The 16463-nt window shown below is 60.3% G+C and carries 15 protein-coding genes; 10 read left to right on the top strand and 5 right to left on the bottom strand.

Translation table 11 applies throughout. The annotated features are described in order from the left end of the window. The first annotated feature begins 176 nt into the window (after positions 1 to 176). The 3 genes from R3D51_05325 to R3D51_05315 all read left to right on the top strand — a co-directional run bounded on the left by R3D51_05325 (position 177) and on the right by R3D51_05315 (position 3608). On the top strand, positions 177 to 1232 hold the full coding sequence (locus R3D51_05325) for a Fe(3+) ABC transporter substrate-binding protein (GenBank protein MEZ5898901.1): 1056 nt from the start codon (positions 177 to 179) through the stop codon (positions 1230 to 1232). Between the two features lie 84 nt (positions 1233 to 1316). Then, positions 1317 to 1841 carry a hypothetical protein gene (locus R3D51_05320; protein MEZ5898900.1) on the top strand — a complete coding sequence of 175 codons (525 nt, stop codon included), beginning with the start codon at positions 1317 to 1319 and terminating at the stop codon, positions 1839 to 1841. Positions 1842 to 1973: 132 nt separating this feature from the next. Then, positions 1974 to 3608, top strand: coding sequence for an iron ABC transporter permease (locus tag R3D51_05315; protein MEZ5898899.1), 1635 nt, complete (start codon positions 1974 to 1976; stop codon positions 3606 to 3608). Between the two features lie 61 nt (positions 3609 to 3669). On the opposite strand, the gene R3D51_05310 is transcribed toward R3D51_05315, so the two are convergent. The 3 genes from R3D51_05310 to R3D51_05300 all read right to left on the bottom strand — a co-directional run bounded on the left by R3D51_05310 (position 3670) and on the right by R3D51_05300 (position 7643). Beyond that, positions 3670 to 4389, bottom strand: a complete 720-nt coding sequence (locus tag R3D51_05310) for a D-Ala-D-Ala carboxypeptidase family metallohydrolase (protein ID MEZ5898898.1) — start codon at positions 4387 to 4389, stop codon at positions 3670 to 3672. A gap of 441 nt (positions 4390 to 4830) precedes the next feature. After that, positions 4831 to 6747, bottom strand: coding sequence for a DUF4212 domain-containing protein (locus tag R3D51_05305; protein MEZ5898897.1), 1917 nt, complete (start codon positions 6745 to 6747; stop codon positions 4831 to 4833). A 380-nt stretch (positions 6748 to 7127) separates the two neighbouring features. After that, complete coding sequence (locus R3D51_05300) at positions 7128 to 7643, bottom strand: copper chaperone PCu(A)C (protein ID MEZ5898896.1); 516 nt, start codon at positions 7641 to 7643, stop codon at positions 7128 to 7130. 216 nt (positions 7644 to 7859) lie between these two features. Between R3D51_05300 and R3D51_05295 the strand changes: the two genes are divergently transcribed. The 5 genes from R3D51_05295 to R3D51_05275 all read left to right on the top strand — a co-directional run bounded on the left by R3D51_05295 (position 7860) and on the right by R3D51_05275 (position 13158). Then, positions 7860 to 9179, top strand: coding sequence for a phosphopantothenoylcysteine decarboxylase (locus R3D51_05295; GenBank protein MEZ5898895.1), 1320 nt, complete (start codon positions 7860 to 7862; stop codon positions 9177 to 9179). After that, the gene (gene dut / locus R3D51_05290) at positions 9176 to 9721 is read left to right on the top strand and encodes a dUTP diphosphatase (protein ID MEZ5898894.1); all 546 of its coding nucleotides are present in this window, start codon (positions 9176 to 9178) and stop codon (positions 9719 to 9721) included. The genes R3D51_05295 and dut overlap by 4 nt, the downstream gene beginning before the upstream one ends. A 136-nt stretch (positions 9722 to 9857) precedes the next feature. Beyond that, the gene (cysK, locus tag R3D51_05285; GenBank protein ID MEZ5898893.1) at positions 9858 to 10853 is read left to right on the top strand and encodes a cysteine synthase A; all 996 of its coding nucleotides are present in this window, start codon (positions 9858 to 9860) and stop codon (positions 10851 to 10853) included. A 20-nt stretch (positions 10854 to 10873) separates the two neighbouring features. Beyond that, a complete protein-coding gene (locus R3D51_05280; protein ID MEZ5898892.1) occupies positions 10874 to 11710 on the top strand; it encodes a HesA/MoeB/ThiF family protein in 837 nt (278 codons plus the stop codon). A gap of 173 nt (positions 11711 to 11883) precedes the next feature. Further along, complete coding sequence (locus R3D51_05275) at positions 11884 to 13158, top strand: site-2 protease family protein (protein ID MEZ5898891.1); 1275 nt, start codon at positions 11884 to 11886, stop codon at positions 13156 to 13158. An 83-nt stretch (positions 13159 to 13241) separates the two neighbouring features. Here the strand turns inward: R3D51_05275 and R3D51_05270 are convergent, their stop codons facing one another. Beyond that, positions 13242 to 14240: a D-glycerate dehydrogenase gene (locus tag R3D51_05270; protein MEZ5898890.1), complete on the bottom strand. Its 999-nt coding sequence runs from the start codon at positions 14238 to 14240 to the stop codon at positions 13242 to 13244. 230 nt (positions 14241 to 14470) lie between these two features. On the opposite strand from R3D51_05270, the gene R3D51_05265 reads away from it, so the two are divergent. Further along, a complete protein-coding gene (locus R3D51_05265; GenBank protein ID MEZ5898889.1) occupies positions 14471 to 15100 on the top strand; it encodes an SH3 domain-containing protein in 630 nt (209 codons plus the stop codon). A gap of 34 nt (positions 15101 to 15134) precedes the next feature. On the opposite strand, the gene R3D51_05260 is transcribed toward R3D51_05265, so the two are convergent. Further along, on the bottom strand, positions 15135 to 15587 hold the full coding sequence (locus tag R3D51_05260) for a Fur family transcriptional regulator (GenBank protein MEZ5898888.1): 453 nt from the start codon (positions 15585 to 15587) through the stop codon (positions 15135 to 15137). Positions 15588 to 15882: 295 nt separating this feature from the next. Here R3D51_05260 and fabA point away from each other — a divergent pair, with 295 nt between their 5' ends. After that, the gene (fabA, locus tag R3D51_05255; GenBank protein MEZ5898887.1) at positions 15883 to 16425 is read left to right on the top strand and encodes a 3-hydroxyacyl-[acyl-carrier-protein] dehydratase FabA; all 543 of its coding nucleotides are present in this window, start codon (positions 15883 to 15885) and stop codon (positions 16423 to 16425) included. Positions 16426 to 16463: the final 38 nt, after the last annotated feature.

Below are 16463 nucleotides of genomic sequence, written 5' to 3'. Positions count from 1 at the left end.
GCTCCACGCTTTTGAAATTTATAAAGATTCTAAGGTTCGCAGAGCGACACGTTGAACGTTGACCCAGCCGTTCAGAACAGGCTAACTCGCGTACAAGCGCTTTTTGTGCGCTGGCGCGGCATAAGCCGCGTCAACCCGATACCGGGGCCTTGAACCCCGAATATTGGAGCTGAACGATGACACATGCCCCACGCGCCTTTTCGCGCGGCTTCCTCTCCTGCCTTGCCATCACCCTCTCACTTGCAGCGTTCGCGGTTGATGACACCGCGCGCGCGGACGGAGCCGTTAACATCTACTCCTATCGCGAGCCCAAGCTCATCGACCCGCTGCTCAAGGACTTTACGGCCAAGACTGGCATCAAGACCAACGTCATTTATGCCGGGTCGGGCCTTGTCGAGCGGATCACCGCTGAGGGCCAGAACAGTCCCGCCGACGTTCTGCTTACAAACGAATTCGGCCTGCTCATTCAGGCTGTCAACGCCGGCGTTACCGCGCCGGTCTCTTCCACGGTCATAGAAAAGCAGATCCCCGCTTCGCTGCGCGATCCACAGGGCCATTGGATTGGCCTGACCCGTCGCGCGCGTATTGTTTACGCCTCTAAGGATCGCGTGGCGCAAGACACCATCACCTATGAGGAGCTCGCCGATCCGAAATGGCGCGGCAAGATCTGTTCCCGCTCGGGCCAACACACCTACAACGTCTCGCTCATTGCCGCGATGATCGCGCATCTGGGCGAGGAGAAAGCGGAAGCCTGGCTCAATGGCGTCAAGGCCAACCTCGCGCGCAAACCAGCGGGCGGCGACCGCGAGCAGGTTCGGGACGTCAAAGCCGGCCTGTGCGATCTCGCCATCGGCAACACATACTACATGGTCGCCATGCAAAAGATCCCGGCCCAAAAAGAGTGGGCTGACGCCGTAAAGATCCTGTTCCCCAACGCCAACGATCGCGGAACGCACGTCAATATCTCGGGGATGTCGCTGCTGGCCAACGCACCAAACAAAGACAATGCAATGAAGCTGATGGAGTACCTCGTCTCCGACGACGCGCAGAAGATCTACGCCGACGCAGACGGTGAGTATCCAGCCGTTCCCGACGTCAAAGCTTCCGAATTCGTCCAGTCATGGGGCGAGTTGAAGCCTGATTCTTTGCCATTGGCGAAGATCGCGGAGCTTAGAAAGAAAGCCTCCGAGTTGGTGGACAAGGTGCATTTCGATGCAGGTCCCAACTCATGAACCGGATGCGCACTGGCGCAGCGGAATACTCCGCCTTGCCGCCTCAGCATCCATCAGCCCGCCATTCTCTTTGAGAGATCCAAAATGACTAAGCACTTCACGCGTGCCAACGGCACATTCGATGCAGAGCCCGCCCTGGTGGTTCCTTTTCCCGGCCGCACGCCCGAACGCCTTGTCGGCGTCGGCTTTCGCGGATGGCTCTCCGGCTTCCAAACAGGCGATATCAGTCTGTGGGAATGGACATGGAACGCCTATGAGGCGAGCTTAGGCGCTAGCGCGACCCGATCCGTGGTGATGTCGCTATCGCAATTCGTTCGCGCCGCCATGGTCAGCGCCGACCGCGACATTGAGATTTATCCAGCCGAATGCCGCGGCTTTTGCCGTGACGAATGCCTCGCCATCTCAGTGATCGCAGGTTGCCAGCACGATCAGCGCTCGGCGCTATGTGCATGCGCTGCGGCTCTCATTGGCTCCAACGATATTGGCGATACGATTGCAAGAGCCCAGGAGTTTGCAATCGAGTTGAAGGAGGCAGGCCAGATGCTCAGCGCATCCTCGATCTGCTCAGCCAACTGTCCGCTCATCATGCCGCGGCCGAGATTGCAGTAATCGAAAGCCGACGCTCATATGACGATTGCGCCATCCTCGTTACCCTCACAGCGGCCAGTGCCTGCACTGCCACTGATGGCGCGCCTGTTGCGTGCGGGGAAACGGGGTGCGCAAGCCGTGCGAAATGCCCCGATGTGGTCCGCAATTGCGATTGCGATTGCGGGACTTTTCGCGCTGCCGGTCGTTGCCGTCGTCGTGCTCGCTGCGTCGCCTGCCGACGACATCTGGGCGCATCTTTCATCGACGGTATTGCCCCATGCCCTGCTCAACACGTTTCTGCTTTTGATCGGTGCCGGTACCGCCACGCTCGTTATTGGCACCGCATCGGCGTGGCTTGTGACCATGTATCGGTTTCCAGGACGAGCGTTGGCAGACCGACTGCTGGTTCTTCCACTCGCGATGCCGACCTACATCGTTGCTTACGCCTATGCTGAACTGTTCGACTATGCTGGACCCGTCCAATCAGCCATTCGCGCGGCCTTTGGCTTCAAGTCTCCATCGGATTACTTCTTTCCCGACATTCGCTCGCTCAACGGCGCGATCATCGTGTTTACCGCCGTTCTGTATCCCTATGTTTACCTGACGGCCCGCGCCAGTTTCGTGCAGCAATCGGTGTGCGTACTCGAGGTCGCCCGCACGCTCGGCCGAACAGCTCCGGCCGCGTTCTGGGCGGTTGCGCTACCATTGGCGCGACCCGCACTTGCCGCCGGGGTGGCTCTGGTGCTGATGGAGTGTCTCAACGATCTTGGCGCTGTGCAGTATCTCGGCGTTGAGACGCTGACAGCCAGCATCTACGCGACGTGGATGCAGCGCGGAAATCTGGCGGGTGCTGCTCAGTTGTCGGTTGTCATGTTGGGTTTCGTTTTGGCGCTCATGATGCTTGAACGCTATGCCCGCGGCGGCGCACGTACGCACGACACAACCGGGCGCGTGCGTGCAATTCCCTTCGAAGTGCTGACGGGCTGGCGCGGCTGGGGCGCCCTCGCTCTGGTCGCCATGCCGTTTCTGGCCGGTTTCGTCGCGCCGTTCGCGGTGCTCGCGCGTCACGCGATCTTCCACCCGGAGGGCTGGTCGCCGTCAGAGTTCGCCTCCGCGGGCGCCAACAGCCTTTTACTCGCCGGCATCGTGAGCTTTTGCGCGGTCACCCTCGCCATGTTCTTCGGCTATGCCGCGCGCGTGGCGCGCAATCCCTTGACCGACACCGCAACGCGCATCGCCTCCACCGGATACGCCCTGCCCGGCACAGTGCTTGCCATTGGGCTGATGATCCCGCTGGCGGCCTTCGACAACAGAGTCGACGCCTTCATGCGCGCGACCTTCGGCATCAGCACCGGTCTAATGTTGTCTGGAACGCTTTTCGCCGTGACGCTGGCGCTGGTGACGCGGTTTCTCGCCGTCGCCCTCGGCTCGATTGAGGCTGGTCTCAATCGCATCTCGCTGAGCCTCGACGCAGCGGGGCGGACGCTTGGTGCGAGCGTGTGGACAATCCTTGCCCGGATTCACATTCCGATGCTGGCGCCGGCGTTGGCGGCAGCCGCGCTTTTGGTGTTCGTCGATGCCATGAAGGAGTTGCCGGCCACTCTGTTGCTGCGCCCGTTCAACTTCGAAACCCTGGCAACACACGTCTACGGGCTGGCAGCTGCTGAGCGCTTTGAAGAAGCAGCCCTCGGCGCCATCAGCATCGTCGTAATCGGCCTGCTTCCGGTTCTACTGCTACACCAGACCATCGCAACCGGACGCGCGGGCTCCAAGGCCAGTGGCGCTTGAGGCGCACCGCTGGCTGGGAGGGCGTTCGTTTGCTGCGTGCACGCTACGCTGGCGCTGGCGATTACCAGGTCCTGCGAGCGCCGGTGTCGATGTGGAACAGACCGCCACCGTAGTGCTTCAAGCCGCCGACGCTGCCGGAAGAACGCAGGAATGCGTAGACGCCGCGAATATTTCCATGCACGCGGAAGTCAACGGCATTGCCGGTGAGATGCTGGGAGTTGGGTGCACCGCCGACAGCGCGATTGTGACCCTTGCTGCGGCAGGTAGAGTTGACGGTGACGGGCCCGAAGTTCGAAGCCACTTGGTACACGACAGACCTGAGAGTTCCGTTCAAGCAGCTTGAGCTTGCAATCCAGCGCACGCCTCCACCCGAGAGGCTCTTTTTCGGCTTGTAGTTGCCATAAGCATCATCGCCGAGCGAAGCAACGCGATAGCCTTTGCTGTTGCTTTTCTTGCCCTCGCTCGCGGCTGCGTATCCGCCAAGCTTTTTGCGCGAAGCGTACGACTTCTTCTTGCCCGACGATTTATAGGCATATTTGGAGGACGACTTCCGGGAGGCGGACTTCTTGTAGGAAGATTTTTTGTAAGATGTTTTCGTGTAGTAGGACTTCTTCGCTTTCGGAGCAGCCTCCGACTTTTCCCAGAAGGGCTTGTCGGCGGCGGCCGCCTTTGAGCACATCCACGACGGGCTGACAAAAAGTGCGATAGCAGCTACCACGACGGCGAGCGCACGGCGCACGACAGTCGTCCGGCTCCTGCCGGCAAGACGCGAATACAGCATTGGATACTCCCTACCCTGGAACGTCCCTCCCGAGCCGAAGCGCTTAACCTTCCGGCATGGTTGGAAACGTCCACCCATTGCAGTCACAACTGACCGCAATTCCCGGCGGTACACGGACAAGAGCTTCCTGAGAACTCGCAAATTATACAATTGGTTAACGAAAAAGATTGATCTTAATATTCAGGTCGCCGAGGCGACTTGAATACTCTTCATCTTCTTTTGGAGGGTGTATTTCTTGCTGCGACTCCATTCACAAACGCAAAAATCCAAGTTTGGCACAATATAACGGAGCGGGACTGCGTCAGCCCGCCGCAACTTCTTCTGAAATTCTGCGCAAGATCCACAGTATAGATGAAGTATAGAATTTGCCCGTCGCGCTCGTGATTCCTAGATCTAAGAAATTCGCCCTAAGGGACTATGCGTAGGCCGCATCTGTTTCGTTCAAGTCTGAACTCCGCGCCGAGCGGTGAAGAGCGTCACCGCGATGCCCGCCAAGAATGATGCCGGCACAGCAAACAGCACCGCTGACGCGGGACGCAATCCCCACCAGTTCGCAACACTCGCCGCTTGCTCGTAGAGCGCGGTTTGCGAATGTATGAGCGTTGCGGGATCGGTCGCCGCGTCCAACGCCGCGCGAAGCTCGGCAAACCTGCTTACCGCAGACGGCGACGCCGTAGACAAATGTCCGGTAAGATCAAACATCAACGTCGGTGCGAAACGTATGCCGAAGATGTAGACCCCCGCGGCTACAAATCCCGTGACCAGGGTTGCGACCGCGCCCGGCGCGCCAAACCTGCGCCAGAACAGTCCAAGCAGCAGAGGCGGAAAAATCGAAGCTGCGATGAGGGCCAACCCTTCACTGGCCAGCGACACAATATCGGCTGGCGAGAATGCAGCCATCGTCACCGCCGCCAGTAAGAGCAAAACGCCAAGCGCCACCGAGCGCGTGTCGAGCCTGTCTGTTTCCGGCGGACCCAGGTGACGCGCCTCCGCATCGGCAGCAAGAAATCCGGCAAGAAGCGCATGACCTGCAACGAGCGCCGCAAGCAAAGCGGCGCCCGAGAGCCCAAACCACAACACATCCGGCAATCCGCCTACGCGAGAAGCCGCGAACACATACGCGTCGTTGTCGAAGCGCAGATCCTGAAGCCGGAGCAATCCCTTGTGGCCGCTGGATTTGGCGCACGCTGCAGCAAGATCGGCCGCCGAAGCGGACTGCTCCCCGCAGACGGAAATCCAGCCGTTCCCCGAACTCTGCGTGATCGGTGCTGGCGCCTCCGCCACTTTGACGCCGGACTGGACCAGTTCGGCGACCGCGACGCGCGCGAAGACGGCAAATGGCGCCAAACCGCACATGAAGACCGCCACCAGCGTCAGCGCGATACTAACCCGACGCGGCGCTTCGCCCGGCGCGACCGCTGCGCGCGAGATATGCCGACCCAGCAGTTGCGGTAGGACGGCAACGCCAAGTGCCATCGCCAGAACTAGCCCCGCGAAATTGAGATTGGAAAGCTGCAGGAAGGGGGAGGCCATTGGCTTCAGCGCGCTCACGTCCGCAAGCCTTCGGCCGATCAGTGAGATTTCCAAGTTGGCGACATCCTGCAACGCAATGCCGTACGACCAATACGGCAACGGTAGACGATGCTGGAGCATCGTAAATACGATCAGCATCAAACTGAACACGCTCAGCAGAATGGCGAACACAACCCCGATTGGCCGTCGACGCCCGGCAAGAGCCAGGCTGAACCAGGAAACGCTCAGCACAACCGGCACGAGCGCAAACGACGTCGCACGGTCAAGCCCGCTTAAGGCCTGAATTGCCAAACCTGCGCCTCGCACATCTGCCGCAAGCAGCAAAACCGAAGCAACGCCTAATGCCGCCAGCGCCACGCGCCGGGGCCACAGTCCGCCAAACCGAGCAGAGAAGAAGCCCGCAACGGTGGAGACGGGATAAAGCGCGAACCTGGGCGCTATGAGGATAGTCATAAGCGCGAGGCCGGAGACGACACCGAGCGGATAGGACAAGGCGTCGAAACCCAGCGCCGCAATCAGCCCCGCATAGCCTATGAACCCGGCACTGCCGATCGCTTCGCCAGCAAACACCAACGACGCCAGGATGCCCTCAGCGCCCCTGTCGCCCCCGGCCCGCCAAGTGAACAGCCACGCGATGGCGACCAAAGCGACCAGAGCGCCCTGGGCGGTGAACCAGAAGCCCAGGGGGAAACCCACGATCTTGAACACATTGAGGGTAAGGGCAGCTAACGGCAGGGCAAACGAAACGAACGCCCAAGCGGCAAGCGAAAGCCCTGTTAGCCGCCGTGTCGGTCGACTGGCTCCGGCTACTTCGTCCGTGCTCATTCTTACCCCCAAGTCCTAGTCAGCTGGACTTGTGGCCAAGGATCGCGGTTCGATCAAGGCAACGGTGCCTAAGGCGGGTGCAACCAACTGCAAAAAGCGTTGCGCGGTGTGTTCCTGGGCCCGAAGCAGGCGAACAACGGCGCGATGAAGGCTTCTCGAGCCCTGAAATAGAGAGAGCCGGCGCTGGAGGCACCGGCCCTATCGTAACGTCCCTAGACTTGGACCCTAATTCTTTTTTTTTGCGTTCTCGGGGCCGGCCCAGGCACCGAAAGCGCGGGCAACATGCATCAACTGTCGGCGTGCGTCAAGTCACCGCGCCAGATAAATTTTTGCACTTTTTCCAGGCGCTGCCTGAGCTCTAAGATGTGCTCAAATTGGCGTCAGTGTTGGTCGTGGGACTGGTGTCCGGAGGCGGCATCCCCGGCTGGCTTTGCGGCCGCGCCATTCGCTCCCATCGAGCCTGGTGCCAGAATCGGCGCGTCCACCTCAACGGCTCCAGCCTTTTCGAAGGTCAGCGTAAGTTTCAGAGTGCCGCCTTCTTTAAGAGGCTCCTTGAGCTCCATGAGCATGATGTGATCGCCCATCGGCTTGAGAGCATGGGGTTTGCCTGCCTCGATGGCGAGATCGTCCACGCGCCGCATCCTCATGACATCGCCCTGCTTGATGTGAGTGTGGATCTCCACACGCCCCGCTGCAGGCGAGGAGGCGCTGAGGAGCTTGTCACCCTTCTCGGAGGCAATCTCCATGAATGCTGCAGAGATGTTCGAGCCGCCCGGGGTCGCGCGCACGAAAGCATGAGAGATCGTTACGCCATTGGCATCGTCGGCACGAGCATCGGCTGCCGGTAGGCCAAGCAGGCCCAAAGCCACGGCCAGCGAGAAGAGCGCATTTCTCATCGAACGTCCTCCTGTGTTTTTTGTCGTGACGCATATAATGTCGGCTACCACATATCCGGCATGCGGCATGGGAGCACCGAGCATAACCAAGCCTTTAAGTAAACTCTCATTGGAGAAGGTCAAGGCGCTGCTCCTTAACGGTTATCAACCCCAGATGTGCTACACAGAAGGCCGGTAAAACTGGCCACTTTAATGGTTGGTCGCACAACGGTGACAATCTTGGTGTCTAAGCGCGTAGTTTTGATCATCGGCGGCGGCATTGCCGCCTACAAATGTCTGGACCTCATCCGCCGCCTGCGCGAGCGGTCGGTCCAAGTGCGCGTTGTGATGACGGCGGCCGCTCAGCAGTTCGTAACGCCGCTCTCGGCAGGCGCGCTGAGCAATGAAAAAGTTTTCACGGATCTGTTCGATCTCGATGACGAGCGCGAGATCGGCCACATCCGCTTGGCGCGCGATTGCGATCTGATCATCGTCGCACCGGCCACAGCAGACCTGCTTGCCCGCATGGCTGGCGGACACGCCAACGACTTGGCGACGAGCGTTTTGCTCGCGACCGATAAGCCGATCCTGGCGGTTCCCGCCATGAACCCGCACATGTGGGCAAACAAAGCGACACAGCGAAACGTCACCCTGTTGAAGGACGATGGCGTTCACTTTCTGGGCCCCGCGTCTGGTGAGATGGCCGAACGCGGCGAGGCAGGTGTCGGCCGCCTTGTCGAAGTGCCTGAGATTGTCGCCGAGGTGGCGCGCTTACTGGGCTCGCCTGAAACACAAGCACCTGTCGCGTCCAAGCCGGCATTCGGCTCGTCGCACACACAGCCTCTCGCGCAAAGCCCTACGGACGCAAAGTCAGGCGCGCTCGCTGGCCGTCATGTTCTTGTCACCGCCGGGCCGACGCACGAGCCTATCGATCCGGTGCGCTACATCGCCAATCGTTCGTCCGGCAAACAAGGTTACGCAATCGCTTTGGCGGCAGCGCGTCTGGGCGCGCGCGTGACGCTCGTCTCGGGCCCAGTGTCGTTGCCTGAACCGGTCGGCGTGGACATCGTGCGCGTGGTCACGGCGGATGAAATGCTTGAGGCTGCAAAGGCCGCGCTGCCTGCCGACATGGCTATCTTCGCCGCCGCCGTTGCCGACTGGCGTGTCGCCAAGCCGAAGTCGGAGAAGATCAAGAAGAAACGCAGCGAGACCGCGCCGAAGCTCGCCTTGACCGAGAACCCGGACATTCTCAAAACGCTCGCGCACCTGAAGCGACAGCGCCCGACTCTGGTGATCGGTTTTGCGGCTGAAACGCAAAGCGTACTGGAGCACGCCCGCCGCAAGCTGAAGCGCAAGGGGGCCGACTGGATCGTTGCCAACGACGTTTCCCCGGAAACCGGCATCATGGGCGGCGACCGCAACACCGTGCATCTCCTCAGCGCTGGCGGCGTCGAAAGCTGGCCTGACATGAGCAAAGATGAGGTTGCCGAGCGCCTGATGGAACGGGCGGCGGCGAGCCTGAGCGACGACGTGTCGGCAAGGACAGCCGCTGAATGAAGAAACCACTCGTCAAAGTGATGCGCTTGTCGCATTCAAACGGCTTGGCACTGCCGGCCTATCAATCCAAGAACGCGGCCGGGATGGACTTGGTGGCCGCCATTCCCGAAGATGGGCCTATCAGGCTCACGGCCCGCGGCGGCACCGCAATGATCCCGACAGGACTGGTCCTGCAGTTGCCGGTCGGTTGTGAGGCCCAGGTGCGCCCTCGCTCGGGGCTCGCAGCCAAGCACGGCATCACTGTACTTAACAGCCCCGGCACGATCGACGCCGACTACCGCGGCGAGGTGCAGGTGATCTTAATCAATCATGGCCCGAAGCCTTTTGTCGTAAGGCGAGGAGAACGCATCGCCCAAATGGTTATCGCCCCGGTGACGACCGTGCGCCTCAAGGCTGCGCAAAAGCTGACCCCAACGGCGCGGGGTGCCAGCGGGTTTGGATCAACGGGCGGCGCGACAGCGCTGGAAAAGAATGCCATTGCGCCTGTCAGCGAACCGACGAAACCGGCCTTGCGCGCTCCCGCACGCAAGAAGAAACGTTGACCCTGGTGCCACGCCCCGTGAGGCGTCGTTTTCTGCCGCGCAACTTGAGCCATGCCCCATTCCTTGCGACAAGCACTCAATTGGCCTCGCTGCCAAGTCTTTGGCGAGAGGCGAGAAATTCACATGGGAAACTCCGATGACGAACACCGAGATCAAGACGCTCGCCGCCACACAGTCGTGGGGACGTGGCCGCGTTTACGACAGCATCGCTGAAACCATCGGTCATACGCCGCTTGTTCGGCTCAACAATCTCAAGCGTGAGAAGAACCTCAAAGCCGACATCCTTATGAAGCTTGAGTTCTTCAATCCGCTCTCCTCGGTGAAGGATCGTATCGGCGTATCCATGATCGACACACTCGAGGCTCAGGGCCGCATCACACCAGGCAAATCGGTGCTTGTGGAACCGACATCGGGCAACACAGGTATCGGACTTGCGTTCGTTGCTGCAGCGCGCGGCTATCGCCTCATTCTCGTGATGCCGGAGACGATGTCGATCGAGCGGCGCAAGATCCTCGCGCATCTCGGCGCGGAACTGGAACTCACCCCGGGACCGGGCGGAATGCCTGCAGCGGTGGCACGCGCGCAAGAGCTTGCCGAGACGATTCCGGGCGCGGTGATCCCGGGCCAGTTCGACAACCCCGCCAATCCTCTCGTGCACGAGATGACCACCGCGGAAGAAATTTGGAAAGACACCGGCGGCAAGGTCGATGCAATCGTCGCAGGTGTCGGAACCGGCGGAACGCTCACGGGTGTCGGCCGCGCCCTCAAGCCGCGCAAGCCGGACTTGAAGATGATCGCGGTTGAGCCATCGACAAGCGCCATTCTATCTGGCGGACCGCGCGGTCCTCATAAGATCCAGGGCATCGGCGCAGGCTTCGTCCCAAGCATCCTCGACACCAAGCTGATCGATGATATCATCCAGGTCTCGAGTGAAGCGGCGCTTGAAACCTCGCGGATGCTCGCAAAGGTCGAGGGCATTCCGGGTGGCATTTCCACCGGCGCCAATCTCGCCGCTTCCATCGCACTGGCCGAACGGCCGGACATGGCGGGCAAGACCATTGTCACCTTCTCGCCGTCGTGCGCGGAACGCTATTATTCGAGCGAGCTCTTCCTCGATCCCGGCAAGAGCTGATCGCAGGATTACATAAACCGATGACGACACTGACGCCCGAGGAATCCCAGCGCTACAAGCGCCACCTCGTATTGCGCGAGCTCGGTGGCCAGGGCCAACAGAAGCTCAAGGCCGCCCGCGTCCTCGTCATCGGCGCCGGCGGGCTTGGCTCGCCGGTTCTGCTCTATCTCGCGGCGGCGGGCGTGGGAACGCTTGGCGTTATCGACGACGACGTTGTCTCCATCGACAATCTTCAGCGTCAAGTCTTGCATGCCACGGCCGATGCCGGGCGGCCCAAGGTCGAAAGCGCGGCTGACGCGATCGCGCGTCTCAATCCGCTTGTTAAGGTGGAAACGTACCGCACACGCATCGATGCCAGCAATGCTCTCGACATCATCGCGCGCTACGACATTGTAGCTGACGGATCCGATAATTTCGCCACGCGCTATCTGGTATCGGACGCCTGCTACCTGATGAAGAAAACCCTGGTTTATGCCGCCCTCGGGCCGTTGGACGGCTACGTGTCTGTATTTAAGCCGCACGAAACGCAGCCCGATGGCACGCCTTATCCCTCCTTGCGCTGCATCTTTCCGGAAGCGCCACCCGCTGGGCTTGTCGCCAACTGCTCGGAAGTTGGCGTACTGGGTCCCGTCGCTGGCGTCGTAGGAACGCTTCAGGCCACAGAGGTCGTGAAAGAAATCGCCAGCATCGGGGAAAGCCTCGCCGGCAAGCTTCTGATCTACGACGCACAGGCGAGCCGCTTCGACACCGTGCAGCTTGCCTGGGATCCAGATAATCCGTTGTCAGGCAAAAACCCCACAATCCGCGATCTATCTCAGCACGCGCCCCTCGCTGAGCCCGCCTGCGCGGCGCGTTAACACATTTGTCCTTCAGGCAATAAGGTTCCGTGTGGAACTGAACCCCGAAGCGGCTTGATGCGACCAAGGGCTCATATTGCTTACATCGAATATTGATCGAGATATTGATCGGCCCCGCACTCGCGTTCAACCCGGGAAGGAATTAGGGTGGGGGGCCGCCATTTGCGCGCGCCGTGTCCGGTTTCTTTGCCGGCGTCGCAGATCATCGAGAGCCTGAAATCCGCGTGCTAGTGCTGCTGTCTCACATTTGGTTCGTCCTTGGGGAGTTCTTGCGCGCTCCCTTCGACGCGATGGCTGGCCGTAACCGCAGGAGCTACACGCTCTCTATGGACGTGAATGCACCCAAGTCGGCGACGTGGGCCGTCGCATCCGCGCACTCGGTCCGCCTGGAAGGCACGCCGCCCATCGAAATCACGACCGATGCCGACCCGACACGTCCCGGCGTCTACACCGGACGTCTGAAGATCGGCGAACTCGATCTGCCGATGGCTTATCGCGTGCTTGACGAGCGTCCGGGTGAAGCCATGGCCATCGAGGTTCTCAAGGCCGAATCCGCACCCGAGTGCTGTCCGGGCGATGACTATGTTTGCGCTTTCGCCGTGACAGGCGATGAGCACACCTCAATGATCACTTCTACCTATAAAGTCACGCATACGCGCTTTTCCTCCCGCCTCCTCGTGCCGCTCGCGGCCGTGCAAAACATTCGCCGCTTGCGCGCGAATGCACAGCTCCGCGCCGGCAGGACGAGCGACTCGGGCCAGGACGCGATCAAGAACGCGCTACTGACCGGCGCGCTCACCTTCGCCAGCTTCTTTGCGATGTTCGGATGGTCGGCTGCTGCCATGCTGATCCTTGTCATTCTCATCCATGAACTCGGTCACGTCATGGCGATGCGCTGGACAGGCATCCCCGTGAAAGGGCTCTACTTCGTGCCTTTTTTCGGCGGTGTCGCCGTCAGCGCCGACCGTTTTGAAAGCGAAGCCGAGCGGGGGCTCATCGCTCTCATGGGACCCGGCTTCAGCCTTCTGTCGACGGGATTGTTCATGTTCCTGGCCATGCAGGGCAAAGATGCCTTCATGACGGAGTTGACGTTGATGAGCGCGCTGCTGAACGGCTTCAATCTCCTGCCGATCCTGCCATTAGACGGCGGCCAGATCACACAGGCCTTGCTATCTCGCTTCAACGAGAACGCCGCACGCGTCTTCAACGCTGTCGCATTAGTGGCCGGAGCTGCTCTTGCGCTCGCAATCAAGAGCTACGTACTGCTGATCGTACTTTTGCTTGTGGCGCCACTGCTGGCATCGAAACGGGGCGCTACGGCCCTGCGCCTTCCCCCGCTCACCGGGATGCAATGGGTGCTGCTGGCGATTGCATACGTGGCGACGTTCGTGTTCTACGCAGATACGATCATGCAACTTGCGCTCGCGGCGGGCGAAGCCAAAGGCTGACCCTCCTTGGGCAAGCGATCTGGTCAGCGGCACTACTAGCCAGTTCCGCTTTGCAAAACAGACCTTCCCGTTTCATCAGGCCATCAGAACATCGCGGCGTGAACGCGGTCGGGCGGTGCATGCCCGTCGGCAAAAGCCTTGATGTTGATGATCACCTTCTCGCCCATGTCGATGCGACCCTCAAGCGTCGCCGAACTCATGTGGGGCAAGGCAACGACCCGACTGGATGACAACAGCCGCGGATTGACGGTCGGCTCGTGTTCGAACACGTCGAGCCCCGCACCCGCAATGGTCCCCTGTTCGAGCTGACGCACAAGCTCGTTCTCATCGATAACCTCGCCGCGGGAGGTATTGACGATGAAGGACGAAGGCTTGAGCAGCTTCAACCGGCGCGCAGAGAGCAAATGATAGGTCGCGGGCGTGTGCGGGCAGTTGACCGAGACGATGTCGACGCGGGTGAGCATCTGATCCAGGCTTTCCCAGTACGTCGCCTCCAGCTCCTGCTCGACTTCCACCGGGACTCGGCGACGGTTGTGATAATGGATCTGCAGACCGAAAGCCTTGGCGCGGCGGGCAACCGCCTGTCCGATGCGGCCCATACCGATGATGCCGAGGCGCTTGCCGAAGATGCGGTGGCCAAGCATCCAGGTGGGCGACCATCCGCTCCACTCATTGCCACGCTCCTTGAGGTATGCCGCACCTTCATAGATACGCCGCGGCACGGCGAGGATTAGCGCCATGGTCATGTCTGCGGTGTCTTCCGTCAGCACGCCCGGCGTGTTCGTCACCAGAATCGAACGATTGCGCGCGGTATCGAGATCCACGTTGTCCACGCCGGTGCCGAAATTGGCGATCAGCCGCAAATTCGGCCCTGCCTGCGTAAGTATGGATCGATCGATACGGTCGGTCACCGTTGGTACCAATACGTCCGCACGCTTGGCCGCCTCGACCAGCTCCTGGTGGGTCATCGGTTTGTCGTCGACGTTGAGCTCCGTATCAAATAGCTCGCACATGCGCGTTTCGACGACGTCGGGAAGCTTGCGTGTTACGATGACAACCGGTTTTTTAGGGGTGCTGGGCATGAATGATTCCAGGGGGATAATCGTTTGAGTGAAGTGGGCGCCGACTAGGATTATCTCCGAGCGCGTGTCGTGGACGATGTCGTCGATCTGAGTGTCTAACAGATGGTCTTAGCGATGACAAAGCACCGAAATTTCTCTGGACGAGCTTCAGACTGACCCTTACCGCCAAAGTTATGCCTCGGGGCCAGTCCACTAGACGTCAGAACCTTGCGGAAACGAGCAAGAGCAGCGTGACGAAACCACTACTCCATAACCTCCATCGCGTCTTCTCAGGGCCGCTTTATGGGCGCTGGCGTGTGCGCGATTGGCATTTGCTATCCGCGCCGGCCCTTGGCGTGATGATCTTTGCGTTGGTTTCGACGGCTCAGGTGGGTCTTTCGTCCAGCGCACGCGCGCAAGACCGTTCCGTACCCTCCGGCAGCGGGCTGCCTGTCCCGCGCTTCGTCAGCCTCAAATCGGATCGGGTCAACCTTCGCAATGGTCCCAGCACGGAGTATCCGACCGGCTGGGTTTTCCGCCGCGCCGGGCTTCCCCTGGAAGTCATCAAGGAATACGAGGCTTGGCGGCAGGTGCGCGATGCGGAAGGCACCACGGGCTGGGTGCTGCAGTCGCTGCTATCCGGCCGGCGGACGGCGTTGGTCTTGCCATGGGAAATCAAAGCTGGTCTCAAGCCGCCACAGGTCGCCATACATTCCCGCGACAGCGAACGGTCCTCTGTCGTCGTCAACGTCGAAGCAGGTGTGATAGCGAATTTGCACTCCTGCGATGGCCGCTGGTGCCGTGTCTCGGTGGAAGACTACGGGGGCTACATCGAGCAGAAAAAGCTTTGGGGCGTCTACGAGGGCGAGACAATCAACTAACGCGGAAGACGGGAGGAAAACAGGCGGCGCAGCGCTATTTCTTCGCCAGGCGGACGACCACGTCGATGTGCGTTATTCGCATGCCTTCGGGCGGCGCTGGTACGCCTGATACCGAAATGGCATTCCCTGGGATATCCATCAGCTCGCCTTCGGACTCCAACAGGAAGTGATTATGGTTGGACGTGTTGGTGTCGAAATAAGCCTTCGCCCCCTCAATGGCCAATTCCCGCACGAGACCGGCGCGCTTGAACTGATGCAGCGTGTTGTAGACGGTCGCTAACGAGACGTGCTCCCCTCGCGCCACGACTTCCGCGTGAAGCTGCTCCGCGGTAACGTGCCTGTCGCTCCCACCAAATAGCAGGCTTCCCAGCGCCAAGCGCTGACGTGTCGGCCTCAACCCAGCATCGCGCAGCACCTCTGGCACGCTGCGTACGGGTTCGATCCGATGGCTCTCAGGGCCGTCACAATCGTCTTGGGAGACACTCATTCTTTCAGCCGCGTCCTAGCCTTAGGCCTTAGAAAATCAGTTCGATACTTAAGGGATGTGCTGACACACCACCATTACCAGGCGCGACTTAGCCGCACACAGGGGTTATCGACATAATATGCCTGACCGCAACTCTGCGCAACATCCTCACAACACTATGTTTTTCTTTGGCTTTTCATCCGACATCTTGATTTGCGCCAACCGCGCCCGACTTTGAGTTCGAAAATCCTTGTGATAGACACCCCGCGCCAAGGAGCCACTAATGGCCCAAGATTTACAGGGAAGTGAGAACACGATGGCTGACCGCCGACCCAGTTTCGAGTTCGAGGATCTATTGAGCTGCGGACGCGGCGAGTTGTTCGGACCTGGCAACGCTCAGTTGCCGCTACCTCCAATGCTCATGTTTGATCGGATTTCGCAAATCTCAGAGACGGGCGGCGCGCACGGCAAGGGCTTGATCGTGGCGGAGCTCAAGGTCGCGGGAAATGAACGACTAAACTGGTTTTTCGACTGCCACTTCAAGGGCGATCCGGTGATGCCGGGCTGCCTTGGCCTAGACGCGCTGTGGCAGTTGGTCGGATTCTACCTTGGCTGGCTCGGCGCACCGGGTCGCGGACGGGCGCTCGGCGTGGGAGATGTGAAATTCACCAACATGGTGCTCCCGACGACCAAGAAGGTCGAATATGTCATCGATCTCAAGCGCGTCATCCTGCGCAAACTCAAACTGGCGATTGCCGACGGGGTGCTGAAGGCGGACGGCGAGCCCATCTATCACGCGACCGATCTCAAGGTCGGTCTATTCCAAGCTGGCGAGGAACCTTCTGCATCGGGCGCTTGAGGTTGGGGCGCACTTTCGGATAAACGATCAAATCCGCC

The sequence above is a fragment of the Hyphomicrobiaceae bacterium genome, from assembly GCA_041397645.1.
Taxonomy (GTDB): domain Bacteria; phylum Pseudomonadota; class Alphaproteobacteria; order Rhizobiales; family Hyphomicrobiaceae; genus Hyphomicrobium_B.
This window is presented reverse-complemented; position numbering and strand designations above follow the sequence as displayed.